Consider the following 16,260-nt stretch of genomic DNA (forward strand, 5'->3'; position numbering starts at 1 on the left):
GCGCCCGTGCCCTCCCCGCCCCGTTCACTTCACCCCGGCCGTCCGCATCACCGTAACCACCAACGCCCGGGCCACACCCACCACTTCGCGCAGCGACACGCACTCGCGCGGACTGTGTGCCACCCGCACGTCCCCCGGCCCGTACTGCAGCGCCGGTATCCCGGCCGCCGTGTACAGCCGCAGATCGCTCCCGTACGGCGCGCCGCGCTCACGCGGCCGGGGGCCGCCGCCCGTGTCGGCGCAGGCGTCCGCCACGCCGGCCCGCAGCGGATGCCCGTCCGCCAGCCGCCCGCTCGCGAACTTCCCACCGATCCACGCCACTTGAGCCGGATGCTCACGCAACCAGGTGTCACCGGCGCACGCCCGCGCGACACACGCCTCCAACTCCCCGCGTGCCGCGTCCGGTTCCTCCCCGAGCCGCACCCCGAGCCGCCCCTCGGCGACCAGCAGATCCGGCACGCTGCTCGCCCAGTCGCCGGCGCGGAGGGTGCCGACGGACAGGGCGTACGGGATCGGGTACTCGGCCATCAACGGGGAGGGGTCCCGGTTGCGGTCGGCCTCCAGCCGCAGCAGCGCCCGGTGCAGCGGCAGATACGCGTCGATCGCGCTGACCCCCTCGTCCCGCGAGCCGGCGTGGGCGGCCTTGCCCGGCACGGTGAGGCGGAAGGTGAGGGCTCCGGCGTTGGCGGTGATGAGGGCGCCCGCGGTCGGCTCGGTGATCACGCACGCGTCCCCGGTGTGCCCGCGCCGCAGTGTGCCGAACGCCCCGAGCCCGCCGTCCTCCTCCCCCACCACGAAGTGCACGGCGGCCCGCCCGCGCAGCCGCACGCCGGCCGCCCGGATCGCCGCGAGCGCGGCCAGGTGGGCGACCAGCCCCGCCTTCATGTCACAGGCCCCGCGCCCGTGCACGACATCGCCGACGACCCTCGGCACGAACGGATCCCCGTCCCACGCCCCCGGATCCCCGGGCGGTACGACGTCCACGTGCCCCTGAAGGATCAGCGTCGGCCCGTCCCCGCCGTCCGCCGTGTACCCGACCAGCCCCCACGCCTCGTCCCGGGCCGCCTCGGTCCCGGGGAACTCCGGGTCGGCGCGCAGGGCGGGCAGATCCATGGACCACAGATCGACGTCCAGCCCGAGCCGTTCCAGCCATCCGGCGAGCAGCTGCTGGATCTCCGACTCGGCCGGCGTCCCGGTCACGCTCGGCACGGAGATCAGTTCCAGCAGCATCCGCCCGACGGCGGCCTCGTCCACACACGCGACAGCGGCGGCCTCCCCATCGGCGAGCGTCATCCTCCGGCCTCCCCCTCCTGACGTCCGGCACCGATCATCGCCCCGCGAAGGCCGTCCGGAACAGCCCGCGGACGCCGCCTAACGCGCGCAGGGCAAAGCGAGGACCGGCACCGTGCCGAACCGGGCGGCTCAGCCGGGAGAGCAGGCCTCCGCGCAGACCGGCCCCGCCACGGCGCTCACCCGCCCACCGTGAAACCGATCACCGCTCCCCCGCCCTCCCGCCGGAAGGCGAACGGCGCACCGCCATGTGCCATGGCGACCTCGCGGACGATGGACAACCCGAGGCCCGACCCCGGCAGGGACCTCGCGTCCGCCGCCCGGTAGAAGCGGTCGAAGATGCGGATCAAGTCGCCCTCGGCGATCCCCGGCCCCCGGTCCAGGACCTCCACCCGCACGGGCCCCGGCCGCGTCGGACCGGTGATGCTGATCTCGATCGGCGACTTGCCGTCCCGGTCGAACTTGGCCGCGTTCTCCACCAGGTTGGACATGGCCCGCTGGAGCATCCCGGGCCGCCCGTCGGTCGTCGTGTCGCCGCTCGTGCGCAGCACGATCTCGCGGCCGGTACGGCGCTTGGCGACCCCCACGACCTCCTCGGCGATGTCGGCGAGGTCCAGCCGCTGCGGCGGCTCGGTGTCGGACTGCCCCGCGGCGAGATCGACCAGCTCGTTGACCAGGTCGGTCAGTTCCCGCGCCTCCTGGGTGAGGTCGGCGACCAGTTCCTCCCGGGTGGCGGGGGGCAGCTCGTCGATGCGGCGGAGGAGGGAGATGTTCGTGCGCAGGGACGTCAGCGGGGTGCGCAGCTCGTGTCCCGCGTCCTGGACCAGCCGCCGCTGGTCCTCCTCCGACTGGGCCAGCCGGCCCAGCATCCGGTCGAAGGAACGGCCGAGACGCCCCACCTCGTCCAGCCCGGCCACCGGCACCTCGATGCCCAGCTGACGGGTGCGGGCCACGGCCTCCGCGGCGGAGGTGAGCACCACCAGGCGCCGGGTGATCCGGCGCGCCAGCCACCAGCCGAACAGACCGGCCGCCACCACGACCGCCGCCATCAGGATCAGCGTCCGCTGCTGGAGCGTGCGCAGCAGATCCTCGGTGTCGCTGAACTCCTGCGCGACCTGGACCGCGCCCCGCCCGTCGCCGAGCGAGACCGTGGCGATGCGGTACACATCCCCGTCCACCGGTACGTCCTTGTGCTGGACGACCCTCCCGGCCGTCGTCGCGAGCGCCATCGCCTTGTCACGGGAGGTGACGGGCAGGCTCGGGTTGCCGTGGTCCACGATCTGGCCCTGGGCGCCCAGCACCTGCACATCGGTGCGGGCGGGCCGGACCAGGTCGTGTCCGGGGCGGGAGGAGGAGAAGTCCTCGGGCACCATCTCGTGCTGCCGTACCTCGTCCCGTACGTCCTGCACGACCTGCGTGAACACCGACTGCTGGTCGACGCGGACCAGTCGCGCGGCGCTGCCGTAGGACAGGATGCCGACGAGGATCGTGACGGCGGCGGTGACGGCCGCGAAGGAGACGGCGAAGGTGGTGCGCAGGGAGACCAGCTTCGGCCGACCCGGGGCAAGCAGCCGCCGCAGCCGGCCCACCTAGTCCTCCCGGAGCACGTAACCCACGCCCCGCACGGTGTGGATCAGCTGCGGGGCGCCGGGCTCGTCCAGCTTGCGGCGCAGGTAGCCGACGTACACGGCGAGGTTCTTCGAGCCGGGCCCGAAGTCGTAGCCCCAGATCCGGTCGTAGATCGTGGAGTGGTCGAGCACGATGCCCGCGTTGCGCACGAGCAGTTCCAGCAGCTCGAACTCGGTGCGGGTCAGTTCCAGCTCGCGCTTGCCGCGCCAGGCCCGGCGGGCCTGCAGATCCATGCGGATGCCGGCGGCCTCCACCTGCCGGTCGGAGAGCTGGGCCTCCCGGCCGCCGTTCTCACCGCCGCCCCCGGCGCCGTTGCCGGCGGGCACCGGGCTGGTACGGCGGAGCAGGGCGCGCAGCCGGGCGAAGACCTCCTCGACGTCGAACGGCTTGACCACGTAGTCGTCGGCGCCGGCGTCCAGGCCCGCGATGCGGTCTGCGGTCTCCACGAGGGCGGTGAGCATGAGGATCGGGGTGCGGTCGCCCTCGGCGCGCAGCACCCGGCATACCTGGAGGCCGTCGATCCCCGGCATCATCACGTCGAGCAGGAGGACGTCCGGCGGCGTCTTGTGGGCCTGCGCCAGCGCCTCGACGCCGTCGGCAACCGCCGTGACCTCGTACCCTTCCAGGGTCAGGGCACGCTCCAGGGCATGACGGATGGCACGGTCGTCTTCGGCGAGCAGCACAGTCTGGGGCACGCACCCAGTTTGCCAAGGCCGCCGGTGGTTCGGCTGGGACGAGTGGACCTACGATCACCCTTTTTACCGCCCTCTCACCGTCACATGGGCAACCAGCAGCATGGACCTACCGTCTTCTCACCGCGGCCAAGTGCCTGGCCCGACGGCCTCGGCCAAGCCCGCTGAGCCACCGCGGCGGCCGGCGAACGGTCCCCCTGCCCGGGGCATCCCGGACACCTCGCGAGTCCGCCGCTTCAGGGCACCGGCACCAGCCGCCCCCGCACCCCGCCCTCCGCCGGCCGCGCATGCGCCTCGGCCGCCTCCGCCAGGGCGTACGTCCGCGCCACCCGCAAGGTCAGCACACCCTCGTCCACCAGCCGGACCAGCTCCGCGAGCCGCACCCCGTCGGCCGCACCCAGACGTTCTCCAGGCGCACCCCCCGCTCCGCCCCGGGCAGCACCCCGTCGCGGACCGCGACGAACTCACCCCCGTCCCGCACCCCGGCGAGCGCGGGCGCCCCACCAACCAGCTCCTCGGGCGGCTCAGCGACAAATGGGTCAGCCTGGTCGTCGCCGCCCTGTCCCCCGCCCCCTGCGCCACAGCGACCTCGCCCGCAAGATCGCGGGCGTCAGCCCCAAGACGCTCACCCAGACCCTGCGCACCCTCGAACGGGACGGCATCGTCAGCCGCACGGTCACCCCCTCCGTCCCGGTCCGCGTCGACTACGGACTCACCCCGCTCGGCACCGGCCTCGCCGGCCTGCTGACCGCCGTGAAGGAATGGGCCGAGACCCGCTTCGAGGAGGTACGACAGGCCCGCGAGCGCTACGACACGCAAAACCCCGGCTGATCAGCGGCGCCTCAGAACGCGTACGCATCCCCGGTGTCCAGCACCAGCACGTTCAGCGCGTCGTTCGTGTGGTCCTTGTCCACCGCGCCGCCGCCCCACACCGTGCCGATCTCCACCGTGACCTGCGACGGCTTCTCCTTCAGCCGCACCGGCACATCCAGCTGCCGGCCCGCCCCCTTCACGTCCAGCGCGCCCGTCCCGCACACCACCGTCCGCGCGTCCTCCCGGGCACACCGCGCCGGCAGCTGCTGCGCGTCGGCCAGGTCCACCGACCAGCGCAGCCGCACGGTCGCGTCCGGCACGGCGGCGGGCCCGTTGTCGCGCGGGGTCAGCCTCACCTCCACCTGGTCGCCGTTCATCACCGCGGTCCCGTGAAAGACCAGGTCGGCCTCGGGCGCGGGATCCGCTGCGGCCCCGGCGACCCCCGCCCCCAGCGCAACCCCGCCCAAGGCCCCCGCCACACCCCACATCCACGCCCACATCCGCACGTCGCTCACCACTCCACGCTCGCGTTCCGACTGGCGTAGGGATGTATGCCACGCAGGCCACGGCGAAAGGCGCCCTCCAACAGGTGACAAGCTGACCGGCATGTCCATCCTCCGCTCCGCCGCCCTGTTCGTCGTCGCCGCCCTCTTCGAGATCGGCGGCGCCTGGCTGATCTGGCAGGGCGTGCGCGAGCACCGGGGCTGGCTGTGGATGACCGGCGGGGTCCTCGCCCTCGGCGCGTACGGCTTCGTCGCCACCTTCCAGCCGGACGCCCACTTCGGCCGCATCCTGGCGGCGTACGGCGGGATCTTCGTCGCCGGCTCACTGCTGTGGGGCGTGGTGGCGGACGGCTACCGGCCCGACCGCTACGACATCACCGGGGCGCTGATCTGCCTCGCCGGGATGGCCGTGATCATGTGGGCGCCGCGGAACGGCGCCTGAGCCTCACTTACGCTGGACGGTGACCGTCGCCACCACCCCCGAGGAGCTACGCATGGCCCCCGCCTCCCGCATCGCCGTCGTCACCGGTGCGAGCAGCGGCATCGGCGCCGCCACGGCCCGGCAGCTCGCGGAGGCCGGCTACCGCGTCGTCCTCACCGCCCGCCGCAAGGACCGCATCGAGGCGCTGGCGCAGGAGCTGACGAAGGCGGGTCACTCGGCGGTGGCCTACCAGCTGGACGTCACGGACCGCGCGGCCGTCGACGAGTTCGCGACGGCCTTCCAGACCGTCGGTGTCCTGGTCAACAACGCGGGCGGCGCCCTCGGCGCGGACCCGGTGGCCACCGGCGACCCGGCGGACTGGCGCACGATGTACGAGACGAACGTCATCGGCACCCTGAACCTGACCCAGGCCCTGCTCCCGAAGCTGGTGGCGAGCGGCGACGGCGTGATCGTGGTCGTGTCCTCCACCGCCGGGCACGGCACCTACGAGGGCGGCGCGGGCTACGTGGCCGCCAAGCACGGCGCCCACGTCCTCGCCGAGACCCTCCGCCTGGAGATCGTCGGCCAGCCGGTCCGCGTCATCGAGATCGCCCCCGGCATGGTCAAGACCGACGAGTTCGCCCTGACCCGCTTCTCCGGCGACGAGGCGAAGGCGGCCAAGGTCTACGAGGGCGTACCCGACCCCCTCACGGCGGACGACGTGGCCGAAACGATCACCTGGGCAGTCACCCGCCCCAGCCACGTCAACGTGGACCTCCTCGTCCTCCGCCCCCGCGCCCAGGCCTCCAACACCAAGGTCCACAGGGAGCCGTGATGCCCGAATCCCCCGAGGCCCCCATGGCCCCCGACTCCCCCGACTCCCTCGAAAAGGCCCGCCTGGCCCAGGAGACCAAGGACGAACGCAAGGTCTGGTACTTCCTGGGCTACTTCCTCTTCGGCATCCATATCGTGGCGTTCGTAATGATTTACGCGGTGCGGCACGCGAAGTGACCCACGGTCCCCCATGGCGAACGAGCCCCCGGCTCCGGCCGGGGGCTCCTCGCGTCAGCCCTTCACACAGACGACCTGCTTCAGCTTGGCCACGACCTGCACCAGGTCCCGCTGCTGGTCGATGACCTGGTCGATCGACTTGTAGGCGCCCGGGATCTCGTCCACGACGCCGGAGTCCTTGCGGCACTCCACGCCCCGGGTCTGCTCCTCCAGGTCCTTCGTGGAGAAACGCTTCTTCGCCGCGTTGCGGCTCATCCGCCGACCCGCGCCGTGCGAGGCGGAGTTGAAGGCCTTCTCGTTGCCGAGACCCTTCACGATGTACGACCCCGTACCCATGGAGCCCGGGATGATCCCGTACTCACCCGAGCCGGCCCGGATCGCTCCCTTGCGGGTCACGAGCAAGTCCATTCCGTCGTACCGCTCCTGCGAAACATAGTTGTGGTGGCAGGAGATCTCCGGCTCGAAGGCCGGCTTGGCCTTCTTGAACTCCTTGCGGATGACGTCCTTCAGCAGCGCCATCATCAGCGTGCGGTTGTACTTGGCGTACTCCTGCGCCCAGAACAGGTCGTTGCGGTAGGCCGCCATCTGCGGGGTGTCCGCGACGAAGACCGCCAAGTCCCGGTCGACCAGGCCCTGGTTGTGCGGGAGCTTCTGGGCGACGCCGATGTGATGCTCGGCGAGTTCCTTGCCGATGTTGCGGGAGCCGGAGTGGAGCATGAGCCACACAGAACCGGACACATCTATGCAAATCTCACAGAAGTGGTTGCCGCTTCCAAGCGTCCCCATCTGCTTGTGCGCCCGCTCCTGACGGAACCTCACCGCCTCCGCGACCCCGTCGAACCGCCCCCAGAAGTCCTCCCACCCGGCAGTCGCCAGCCCATGGAAGTCCCCCGGCTCCACGGGGTCCTCATGCATGCCCCGCCCCACCGGGATCGCCTGCTCGATCTTCGACCGCAGCCGCGACAAGTCGCCCGGCAGGTCGTTCGCCGTCAGCGACGTCTTCACCGCCGACATCCCGCACCCGATGTCCACCCCGACCGCCGCCGGGCACACCGCGCCCTGCATGGCGATGACCGAGCCGACCGTCGCGCCCTTGCCGTAGTGGACGTCCGGCATCACGGCCAGGCCCTTGATCCACGGCAGGGTCGCCACGTTCTGGAGCTGGCGCAGGGCCACGTCCTCGACCGTCGCGGGGTCCGTCCACATCCGGATGGGGACCTTCGCGCCCGGCATCTCCACGTACGACATACGTTCCTCATTCCCCCGAAACGACAACAAAGGATTTACACAAGGCTTATAGGCGACAAAAAGGAAAGGTGGCAACAAGGCCGGTGAAAGCGGACAAGGGACCGGCGGCCACAGCAGCGCGTGCGATACACATTGTCTCCAGGGAGCGCCCCGCTGCGGCAAGCGAATAACCAGCGGGGACACTGGAACACCAAGCGAGCGCACACCCGAGAGGAGCCCGACCGTGCAGCGAAAGGCGTACGTATCCGGCACCGCCGCCCTCCTCGCGGCACTGCTGGCCGGCTGCACGAGCGGCTCGGGGAGCGGCGGTTCGACGGACGACGCCAACCCCGGCGACGCCGGCACGGCCACCGTCGCCGCCCAGCCCGGCAAGTACCGCACGCTTCCCGAGCCCTGTGGCGCGGTCGGTCATGACACCCTCAACTCGATGCTGCCGGGCATCAAGGAGATCACCGACCCGCACCAGCGGGACAAGGCCTACCTGGGCGAGGCCGCGCTGACCTACGACACCGATCGCAAGGTCGGCTGCCGCTGGAAGGTGGACTCCGCCGACGCCACCGACCGTCTCTCGGTCGACTTCGAGCGTGTGGTGTCGTACGACAACACGGTCAGCGACGACGACCAGGCGCAGAAGCTGTTCCAGGGCAAGGAGACGGCCGCCGACCTCCCCGAGCCGAGTGGTTCCGCGGCGACGACCGGGACACCGGCGCCCACCTCCTCGTCCTCGTCGTCCGCGTCCGCATCCTCCCCCTCTTCCTCGCCGTCGTCCTCGTCCGGTGGCAGCCCCTCCGCCTCCGCGAGCGGCGGTGCCTCCCCCTCCGGCTCGGGCTCGCCCTCCGGCTCCGCCTCCGCGGCCGATCTGCAGCCGCGGGTGCTGTCCGGTCTCGGTGACGAGGCGTATCTCGACGACCAGCTGGGTTCGTCCGGTTCGACCGCCGAGGCCCGGACGGTGACTGTGGTGTTCCGCACGTCCAATGTCGTCGTCACCATCGAGTACGAGGAGCAGCCGACGGCCATCGGAACGGTCCCCGACAGCAAGGAAATGCAGGACAGGGCCCGTAATCTGGCCTCTCAACTGGACGACACCCTGGGCGGTTGACGGCGTTCGGGGCCGCTCGCCGCACCGCGCGCAGAGCACCCGAACCGAAACCGCACAGCTCCTTCACCGCGTACCGTGGGCCCCCGCAGGAACCCGCACGACCACCGAGCGTCATGAGTGAAGGAACCATGCAGCGAGCAGCCCAGCGAGACGACCGTGCCCAGCGAAAGATGCGTGGCAAGCGCCTGAGCCGTGTTCTTGTCTGCGCGGCAGCCGTGCCCGCGGTGCTGATCACCGCCGCCTGTTCGTCGGGCTCGGGCGATGCCAAGAGCAAGGGCGGCAGCGGCGCGCAGCACTCCGCGAGCGGCAGTACGCAGCCGTCGGGGAGCGCGTCCCCGACGGTGCAGGCGGCCGCGTACTCGAAGCTGCCCGATCCGTGTGCGGTGCTGTCGAAGAACACGCTGTCCGATCTGGTGCCGAAGGGTGCGTCGTCGGGCAAGAAGGGCGGTTCGGACGATCCGTCCTCGCGTGGCTCCTGCTCCTGGAGCAGCCTGGACAACAACGGCGTCAAGGGTTCGCAGTTCCGCTGGCTGAACGTCTCCCTGCTGCGCTTCGACTCGGACACCGCGCGCGGCGCCGGTGACACGCAGGCCCACACGTACTTCGGCCAGCAGGTGAAGGACGCCGAGGCGGTGGACGGCGCGAAGAACACCAAGTTGATCCCGCTGTCCGGTACGGGCACGGAGGCGACGGCGGTGCGCTACGACCTGAACAAGAAGGAAGGTCTGTTCAAGCAGCAGACGGTGGTCGCGCGGGTCGAGAACGTGGTCGTCACGCTCGACTACAACGGCGCGGGTCTCGCCGGCGAGAAGACCCCGGACGCCGACGAGCTGACGAAGGCCGCGGAGAAGGCGATCAAGGAGGCGGTCGGCGCGGTGTCGTCCGCCAATGACACCTCCTCGTCCGGTTCGGGCACGGGCTCTTCGGCGTCGCCGTCGAAGCAGGCCTCCAAGTCGCCGTCCAAGTCGGCCTCTTCCAGCGCTTCTCCGTCCAAGTCGGCCACGAAGCAGAGCTGAGCGCGGGGGCCGGAAGCCCGACCGGTACCACGTTCGCCGTAAGCGTGTGCCACCCTGTTGCGCGCAACAACAGGCAATGGGAGGGGAGTACGAGTGGCCGCGCCACTGCAGCTGACTCGAATACACCGCGTTCTCATCGGCGTGGTCGTGACCGGCGCCTTGATCATCGCCGGCATCGGCTTCGCCGGTTCGTACGCGGCCGTCCGTGAGCTGGCCATCAAGAAGGGCTTCGGGAACTTCTCCTATGTGTTCCCGGTCGGTATCGACGCGGGTATCTGTGTCCTCCTGGCCCTGGACCTGCTCCTGACCTGGATCCGCATCCCCTTCCCGCTGCTGCGCCAGACGGCGTGGCTGCTGACGGCGGCGACGATCGCGTTCAACGGCGCCGCCGCCTGGCCGGACCCGCTGGGTGTCGGCATGCACGCGGTGATCCCGATCCTGTTCGTGGTCGCGGTGGAGGCGGCCCGGCACGCGATCGGCCGGATAGCCGACATCACGGCGGACAAGCACATGGAGGGCGTCCGCCTGACCCGCTGGGTCCTGTCCCCCGTCCCCACCTTCCTCCTCTGGCGCCGCATGAAGCTGTGGGAGCTCCGCTCCTACGAGCAGGTCATCAAGCTGGAGCAGGAACGCCTCGTCTACCAGGCGAGGCTGCGTTCCCGCTTCGGCCGCGCGTGGCGCCGGAAGGCTCCGGTGGAGTCGCTGATGCCGCTGCGGCTGGCCCGCTACGGCGTTCCGCTGGCGGAGACCGCTCCGGCGGGCTTGGCGGCGGCGGGCATTGAGCCGATGGTGCTGGCTCCGGTGTCCCAGCCGCAGCTGGCGGCCGCCGATTCCGCCGGTGCGGCGGTTGCGGGCGGTCGTGCCGCCGGGGCGGCGCCCGTCCCGCAGAACGCGGCGCTTCCCGGCGAGCAGCGCCCGGAGTCCCCCGTGGACGAAGAGAGCCCTTGGTTCCAGGCTCCGCGCCAGATCGACTACCACGGCGGCTACGACCCCGCCTACGACCCGATGATGCAGGAGCCTCAGTACGCCCCCGACGAACGGTACGCGGGGTGGTACGAGGACCAGCAGCCGGAGGACTTCCAGCAGCCCTCCCCCGAGGAGACCGGCAGCTTCCCCATCCCGGTGGGCCCGAACCGCACCCGTGAACTGGGCGACGGCGGCGGCACGCCGGAGCCGGAACCGACCGAGGAGGACTTCTACCAGGTCTTCCGCAAGTCGATCGACGGCAGCTACCCGACCGGGCCCCAGTTGAAGGACGACATCGAGGCGACCTTCGGCATCTCCCTCCCGCTGGCCGACGCCAACCGCATGGCCAACCGATTCACCAACCGTCACACGGCGGAACTGGAAGAAGACCACATCGCATAACCACAGCGCCTGAAAGGCAGAAGAAAAGGGGCCCTCCACCGAGGGCCCCTTTTCCGTTACCGCCTACTCGCCGAGCAGGCGCCGCACCCGGTCCTGCCCGACCGCCAGCAGCAGCGTGGGCAGCCGGGGTCCGGTGTCCCGTCCGACGAGCAGGTGGTACAGCAGCGCGAAGAACGACCGCTGAGCCGTCTTGATCTCCGGCGGCAGCTCCTTGGGCGTCGCGTCGGCGGAGAACCCGGCCTGCACCTTCGGCACGCCGTACACGAGGTGGGTCAGCCCGTCGAGCGACCAGTGCTCGGCGAGGCCGTCGAGCAGCAGCCGTACCGACTGCTGAGAGGCCTCGTCGAGGGACTTCAGCAGCTCGGCGTCGGGCTCCTCGCGCACGATGGTCCGCTGGTCGGCGGGAACGTGCGTGTTGATCCAGGCCTCGGCCCTGTCGTACCGGGGCCGTGCCTCGTCCAGGGAGGCGAGCGGCTGCTCGGGGTCCAGCTCGGACAGGATCCGCAGCGCCTGGTCCTCGTGTCCGGCGGTGATGTCGGCGACGGACGCGAGCGTGCGGTACGGCAGCGGGCGCGGCGTCTTCGGCAGCTCGGCGGCGGCCGTACCGACCGCGCGCGTGTACGCGGCGATGTCGGCCGGCAGCGCGGAGCCGTCGGCGACCTTCCCGGCGAGCTTGTCCCACTCGTCGTAGAGCCGCTGGATCTCCTGGTCGAAGGCGATCTTGAAGGACTGGTTGGGCCGACGGCGGGCGTAGAGCCAGCGCAGGATCTGCGGCTCCATGATCTTCAGCGCGTCGGCGGGGGTCGGGACCCCGCCGCGGGACGAGGACATCTTCGCCATGCCGGAGATGCCGACGAAGGCGTACATGGGTCCGATCGGCTGCTTGCCGCCGAAGATCCCGACGATCTGCCCGCCAACCTGGAACGACGACCCCGGCGAGGAGTGGTCGACGCCGCTCGGCTCGAAGACGACGCCCTCGTAGGCCCAGCGCATCGGCCAGTCGACCTTCCAGACCAGCTTGCCGCGGTTGAACTCGCTGAGCCGGACGGTCTCGGCGAAGCCGCACGCGGTGCAGGTGTAGGCGAGCTCGGTGGAGTCGTCGTCGTAGGAGGTGACGGTCGTCAGGTCCTTCTCGCAGTTGCCGCAGTACGGCTTGTACGGGAAGTACCCGGCGGAGCCGGAGCTCCCGTCGTCCTCGGACGCGGCGCCCGAGCCCTCCTCGGCCTCCAGCTCGGCCTCGTCGACGGCCTTCTGCTGCTGCTTCTTCGGGGCCTTCTTCGTGCGGTACTGGGCGAGGATCGCGTCGATGTCGCCGCGGTGCTTCATGGCGTGCAGGATCTGCTCGCGGTAGGTACCGGAGTTGTACTGCGCGGTCTGGCTGATCCCGTCGAACTCGACGCCCAGCTCGGCCAGCGAGGCGATCATCGCGGCCTTGAAGTGCTCGGCCCAGTTCGGGTACGACGACCCGCGCGGCGCGGGCACCGAGGTCAGCGGCTTGCCGATGTGCTCGGCCCAGGACTCGTCGATCCCGGCGACGCCTGCCGGAACCTTGCGGTACCGGTCGTAGTCGTCCCAGGAGATCAGGTGCCGGACCTGGTACCCGCGGCGGCGGATCTCGTCGGCGACCAGGTGCGGCGTCATGACCTCGCGCAGGTTGCCCAGGTGGATGGGCCCGGAAGGCGAGAGTCCGGACGCGACGACGACCGGTTTGCCCGGGGCCCGGCGCTCCGATTCCTCGATGACCTCATCCGCGAAACGGGAGACCCAGTCGGTGGTCTCGGTGCTCTGAGCCACGATCGGCACGTCCTTCTTTCTGAACGGGGTGGCACTCCGTCTGATCGGGGTGACACTCCATTCTCACAGACCGGGATGCGACGGCGAAAACGGCTTTACCCGCCGTGGGATACTGGCTGGGTCTATCCATCCCCACGAGGAGAACGGCACCCTTTCCTATGGCCTCGGTCACGTCCCTCAGCGACTCCGTCCAGCAGCACCTCGCGTCCGCCCTCTCGGCCACCCTGCCCGAGGCCGCCGGCGCGGACCCGCTGCTGCGACGAAGCGACCGGGCCGACTTCCAGGCCAACGGAATCCTCGCGCTGGCCAAGAAGGCGAAGGCCAACCCGAGGGAGCTGGCGACGCAGGTCGTCTCCCAGGTGGTCACGGGCGACGAGCTGATCAAGGACGTCGAGGTCTCCGGCCCCGGCTTCCTGAACATCACGATCGCGGACCGGGCGATCACCGGGAACCTGGCCGCGCGGTACGCGGACGAGACGGGCCGCCTCGGCGTGCCGACCGCCGCGCAGCCGGGCACCACGGTGATCGACTACGCCCAGCCGAACGTGGCGAAGGAGATGCACGTCGGTCACCTGCGCTCGGCCGTGATCGGCGACTCGGTGGTCCAGCTCCTGGAGTTCACCGGCGAGAACGTGGTCCGCCGGCACCACATCGGCGACTGGGGCACCCAGTTCGGCATGCTCATCCAGTACCTGGACGAGCACCCGCACGAGCTGGACCACAAAGAAGCCCAGGTGACGGGTGAGGAGGCGATGTCGAACCTCGACCGCCTCTACAAGGCCGCGCGGAAGCTCTTCGACTCCGACGAGGAGTTCAAGACCCGGGCCCGGCGCCGGGTGGTCGACCTCCAGGCCGGCGACCCGCAGACCCTCGCCATGTGGCAGAAGTTCGTGGACGAGTCGAAGATCTACTTCTTCTCCGTCTTCGAGAAGCTGGACATGGAGATCCAGGACGCCGACATCGTCGGCGAGTCCGGCTACAACGACATGCTGGCGGAGACCTGCCGGCTGCTGGAGGAGTCGGGCGTCGCGGTCCGTAGCGAAGGCGCCCTGTGCGTGTTCTTCGACGACATCAAGGGCCCGGACGGCAACCCGGTCCCGCTGATCGTCCAGAAGTCGGACGGCGGCTACGGCTACGCGGCGACGGACCTGTCCGCGATCCGCGACCGGGTCTTCCACCTCAAGGCGAACACCCTCCTGTACGTGGTGGACGCCCGCCAGGCCCTGCACTTCAAGATGGTCTTCGAGACGGCGCGGCGGGCCGGCTGGCTGAACGAGGACGTGACGGCGTTCCAGCTGGCGTTCGGCACGGTCCTCGGCAAGGACGGCAAGCCGTTCAAGACGCGTGAGGGCGAGACGGTCCGTCTGGTCGACCTCCTCGACGAGGCGATCGACCGCGCCTCGGCCGTGGTCCGCGAGAAGGCGCAGGACCTCTCGGAGGAGGAGATCGCCGAGCGGGGCGCCCAGGTGGGCATCGGCGCGGTGAAGTACGCGGACCTGTCGACGTCGGCGAACCGGGACTACAAGTTCGACCTGGACCAGATGGTGTCCCTGAACGGCGACACGTCCGTCTACCTCCAGTACGCGTACGCCCGTATCCGGTCCATCCTCCGCAAGGCCGGCGAGACCCGCCCGGCCGCGCACCCGGCGCTGGCACTGACGGAGGCGGAGCGCGCCCTGGGCCTGCACGTGGACGCGTTCGCGGAGACGGTCGCGGAGGCGGCCGGCGAGTACGCCCCGCACAAGCTGGCCGCGTACCTCTATCAGCTGGCGTCCCTGTACACCTCCTTCTACGACAAGTGCCCGGTCCTGAAGGCCGAGACGCCGGCTCAGGTGGAGAACCGCCTCTTCCTGTGCGACATCACGGCCCGCACCCTGCACCAGGGGATGGCCCTGCTGGGGATCAGGACACCGGAGAAGCTCTGACGGCCGCCGCGGGCCGATCAGAGGGCATCGGCATCCCCCCGCGCGTTCTCCTCGGCAAGCTCCCGGGCGCGGCGCGCCAGGGCCTGTCGTACGGCGTCCGGGGCGAGGACTCGCAGGGGCGTGCCGAGGCCGAGGAGATAGCGGGCGAGGCCGTCCGGGTCGGGGCCGCCGATGTCGACCAGGGTGGCGTCGGGGCCGTCGGCGCGGTGGGTGCCGACCGTGGCGGGGATGAGCCGCAGGGCCTCCCGCAGGGCAAGGGGGAGGCGGATGGTCGCGGACAGGGGGTAGGGGCCGTTCGCGATGTTGCGGGAGACCAGCTGGGCCGGGTCGGGTGCGTCGGTGAGGTCTGCCGGATGGCCGGTGGGCTGGAGGCGGTCGACCCGGTCGGCGCGGAAGGTGCGCCACCGGCCCCGGGACACGTCCCGCGCGACGAAGTACCAGCGCCGGCCCGTGTGGACGAGACGGTAGGGGTCGACCTCCCGGACCGTGCCGCGCCCCTCCCCGTCGGTGTACGACAGCCGGGCGCGCCTGCCCTGCCGGCAGGCGACCGCCAGCTCCAGCAGCAGGCCGGGGCGGATCTGCGGGCCGTCGGCCCCCGGGAGGCGTACGAAGGCCTCGTCCAGCTCGCCGAGGCGGTCGGCGATGTGCCGGGGCAGTACCTGGCGCAGCTTCAGCAAGGCCGACAGCGCGGCCTGGTCGCCGCCGAGCGCGTCGCTCAGCGCGGCCTCGCGCAGACCGACCGCCACGGCCAGCGCTTCCTCGTCGTCGAGGATCAGCGGCGGCACCCGGGAACCGGCCCGCAGGCGGTAACCGCCCCAGGGACCGGCCTCGGAGTCGACGCAATAGCCGAGGTCCCGGAGCCTGGCCATGTCCCGGCGGACCGTGCGGTCCGTGACCTCCATGCGCTCGGCCAGTTCGGCGCAGGGCCACGAGGGACGGGAGGACAGCAGGGACAGCAGGCGCAGAAGGCGGGCGGACGAGCTGAGCACGGACGGGAGTCTGGCACATTGCCGAGTCGACCAGGACCGGAACTGTCCTGGTCATGTTCTAGCGTCCTCCTCATGACCACGGAGACCTCTTCAGCACCCGCGTTCCGCTACGCCGCCGTCACCTTCGACTGCGCCGACCCGGCCGAAATGGCCCGCTTCTACGGCGAGTTGCTCGGCATGTCGGTCCTCTACTCCAGCGACGACTTCTTCCTCCTCGGCAAGGAGGGCGCGACCGGCCTCGGCTTCAACCGCCTCACCGACTACCGCCCGCCCACCTGGCCGGACCCGGCGCAGGAGAAGCAGGCGCACATCGAACTGGGCGTGGACGACCTGGACATCGCCGAGAAGCGGCTGCTGGAGCTGGGCGCCGGCAAGCCGGAGTTCCAGCCGGGCGAGGACCGGTGGCGGGTGCTGCTGGACCCGGCCGGACACCCGTTCTGCATCACCACGCTCGTGTAGATA

Annotated in this window: 16 protein-coding genes and 1 pseudogene; 9 read left to right on the plus strand and 8 right to left on the minus strand. The window is 70.9% G+C overall.

Going from position 1 to position 16,260, the window contains the following annotated elements; all coding sequences use genetic code 11:
* Positions 1–24: 24 nt before the first annotated feature.
* The 4 genes from BFF78_RS18610 to BFF78_RS50165 form a co-directional block, all read right to left on the minus strand.
* Positions 25–1,293: an ArgE/DapE family deacylase gene (locus BFF78_RS18610; RefSeq protein ID WP_069779396.1), complete on the minus strand. Its 1,269-nt coding sequence runs from the start codon at positions 1,291–1,293 to the stop codon at positions 25–27.
* Between the two features lie 176 nt (positions 1,294–1,469).
* A complete protein-coding gene (locus BFF78_RS18615; protein ID WP_069779397.1) occupies positions 1,470–2,879 on the minus strand; it encodes a sensor histidine kinase in 1,410 nt (469 codons plus the stop codon).
* Complete coding sequence (locus tag BFF78_RS18620) at positions 2,880–3,614, minus strand: response regulator transcription factor (protein ID WP_069779398.1); 735 nt, start codon at positions 3,612–3,614, stop codon at positions 2,880–2,882.
* 233 nt (positions 3,615–3,847) lie between these two features.
* A complete protein-coding gene (locus BFF78_RS50165; protein WP_418346760.1) occupies positions 3,848–3,994 on the minus strand; it encodes a zinc-binding dehydrogenase in 147 nt (48 codons plus the stop codon).
* Positions 3,995–4,101: 107 nt separating this feature from the next.
* Here BFF78_RS50165 and BFF78_RS18625 point away from each other — a divergent pair.
* Positions 4,102–4,442: pseudogene (locus BFF78_RS18625) on the plus strand (winged helix-turn-helix transcriptional regulator); the annotation flags it as partial.
* A gap of 11 nt (positions 4,443–4,453) precedes the next feature.
* Here the strand turns inward: BFF78_RS18625 and BFF78_RS18630 are convergent.
* Positions 4,454–4,939: a hypothetical protein gene (locus tag BFF78_RS18630; protein WP_227025868.1), complete on the minus strand. Its 486-nt coding sequence runs from the start codon at positions 4,937–4,939 to the stop codon at positions 4,454–4,456.
* Between the two features lie 91 nt (positions 4,940–5,030).
* Between BFF78_RS18630 and BFF78_RS18635 the strand changes: the two genes are divergently transcribed.
* The 3 genes from BFF78_RS18635 to BFF78_RS46890 are packed head-to-tail and all read left to right on the plus strand — an operon-like array spanning position 5,031 to position 6,359.
* On the plus strand, positions 5,031–5,369 hold the full coding sequence (locus BFF78_RS18635; RefSeq protein ID WP_069779399.1) for a YnfA family protein: 339 nt from the start codon (positions 5,031–5,033) through the stop codon (positions 5,367–5,369).
* Positions 5,370–5,421: 52 nt separating this feature from the next.
* Positions 5,422–6,183, plus strand: a complete 762-nt coding sequence (locus BFF78_RS18640; protein WP_069779400.1) for an SDR family NAD(P)-dependent oxidoreductase — start codon at positions 5,422–5,424, stop codon at positions 6,181–6,183.
* On the plus strand, positions 6,183–6,359 hold the full coding sequence (locus BFF78_RS46890) for a hypothetical protein (protein WP_165289369.1): 177 nt from the start codon (positions 6,183–6,185) through the stop codon (positions 6,357–6,359). The genes BFF78_RS18640 and BFF78_RS46890 overlap by 1 nt, the downstream gene beginning before the upstream one ends.
* Positions 6,360–6,413: 54 nt before the next feature.
* Here the strand turns inward: BFF78_RS46890 and BFF78_RS18645 are convergent, their stop codons facing one another.
* A complete protein-coding gene (locus BFF78_RS18645) occupies positions 6,414–7,607 on the minus strand; it encodes an RtcB family protein (RefSeq protein ID WP_069779401.1) in 1,194 nt (397 codons plus the stop codon).
* A gap of 223 nt (positions 7,608–7,830) precedes the next feature.
* On the opposite strand from BFF78_RS18645, the gene BFF78_RS18650 reads away from it, so the two are divergent.
* The 3 genes from BFF78_RS18650 (at position 7,831) to BFF78_RS18660 (ending at position 11,090) form a co-directional block, all read left to right on the plus strand.
* The gene (locus tag BFF78_RS18650; protein WP_069779402.1) at positions 7,831–8,706 is read left to right on the plus strand and encodes a hypothetical protein; all 876 of its coding nucleotides are present in this window, start codon (positions 7,831–7,833) and stop codon (positions 8,704–8,706) included.
* Between the two features lie 128 nt (positions 8,707–8,834).
* Positions 8,835–9,722: a DUF3558 family protein gene (locus BFF78_RS18655; protein WP_227025869.1), complete on the plus strand. Its 888-nt coding sequence runs from the start codon at positions 8,835–8,837 to the stop codon at positions 9,720–9,722.
* A 93-nt stretch (positions 9,723–9,815) separates the two neighbouring features.
* On the plus strand, positions 9,816–11,090 hold the full coding sequence (locus tag BFF78_RS18660; RefSeq protein WP_069779403.1) for a DUF2637 domain-containing protein: 1,275 nt from the start codon (positions 9,816–9,818) through the stop codon (positions 11,088–11,090).
* Positions 11,091–11,153: 63 nt separating this feature from the next.
* Here the strand turns inward: BFF78_RS18660 and lysS are convergent, their stop codons facing one another.
* Positions 11,154–12,893 carry a lysine--tRNA ligase gene (gene lysS, locus BFF78_RS18665; RefSeq protein ID WP_069779404.1) on the minus strand — a complete coding sequence of 580 codons (1,740 nt, stop codon included), beginning with the start codon at positions 12,891–12,893 and terminating at the stop codon, positions 11,154–11,156.
* A gap of 149 nt (positions 12,894–13,042) precedes the next feature.
* Here lysS and argS point away from each other — a divergent pair, with 149 nt between their 5' ends.
* On the plus strand, positions 13,043–14,809 hold the full coding sequence (argS, locus tag BFF78_RS18670; RefSeq protein ID WP_069779405.1) for an arginine--tRNA ligase: 1,767 nt from the start codon (positions 13,043–13,045) through the stop codon (positions 14,807–14,809).
* Between the two features lie 17 nt (positions 14,810–14,826).
* On the opposite strand, the gene BFF78_RS18675 is transcribed toward argS, so the two are convergent.
* Positions 14,827–15,798, minus strand: coding sequence for a helix-turn-helix transcriptional regulator (locus BFF78_RS18675; protein ID WP_069779406.1), 972 nt, complete (start codon positions 15,796–15,798; stop codon positions 14,827–14,829).
* Between the two features lie 72 nt (positions 15,799–15,870).
* Here BFF78_RS18675 and BFF78_RS18680 point away from each other — a divergent pair, with 72 nt between their 5' ends.
* Positions 15,871–16,257 (plus strand): VOC family protein, encoded by a 387-nt coding sequence (locus BFF78_RS18680; RefSeq protein WP_069779407.1) that lies wholly within the window; start codon positions 15,871–15,873, stop codon positions 16,255–16,257.
* Positions 16,258–16,260: the final 3 nt, after the last annotated feature.

The sequence above is a fragment of the Streptomyces fodineus genome (assembly GCF_001735805.1).
In the GTDB taxonomy this organism is placed as follows: Bacteria; Actinomycetota; Actinomycetes; order Streptomycetales; family Streptomycetaceae; genus Streptomyces; species Streptomyces fodineus.

What these genes read in the sequence shown, in the direction of transcription:
- BFF78_RS18680 (WP_069779407.1), top strand. Translation starts at nt 15,871, where the DNA reads ATGACCACGGAGACCTCTTCAGCACCCGCGTTCCGCTACGCCGCCGTC.
- BFF78_RS18610 (WP_069779396.1), bottom strand. Translation starts at nt 1,293, where the DNA reads ATGACGCTCGCCGATGGGGAGGCCGCCGCTGTCGCGTGTGTGGACGAG.
- BFF78_RS18645 (WP_069779401.1), bottom strand. Translation starts at nt 7,607, where the DNA reads ATGTCGTACGTGGAGATGCCGGGCGCGAAGGTCCCCATCCGGATGTGG.
- BFF78_RS18655 (WP_227025869.1), top strand. Translation starts at nt 8,835, where the DNA reads ATGCAGCGAGCAGCCCAGCGAGACGACCGTGCCCAGCGAAAGATGCGT.
- BFF78_RS18635 (WP_069779399.1), top strand. Translation starts at nt 5,031, where the DNA reads ATGTCCATCCTCCGCTCCGCCGCCCTGTTCGTCGTCGCCGCCCTCTTC.
- BFF78_RS18640 (WP_069779400.1), top strand. Translation starts at nt 5,422, where the DNA reads ATGGCCCCCGCCTCCCGCATCGCCGTCGTCACCGGTGCGAGCAGCGGC.
- BFF78_RS46890 (WP_165289369.1), top strand. Translation starts at nt 6,183, where the DNA reads ATGCCCGAATCCCCCGAGGCCCCCATGGCCCCCGACTCCCCCGACTCC.
- argS (WP_069779405.1), top strand. Translation starts at nt 13,043, where the DNA reads ATGGCCTCGGTCACGTCCCTCAGCGACTCCGTCCAGCAGCACCTCGCG.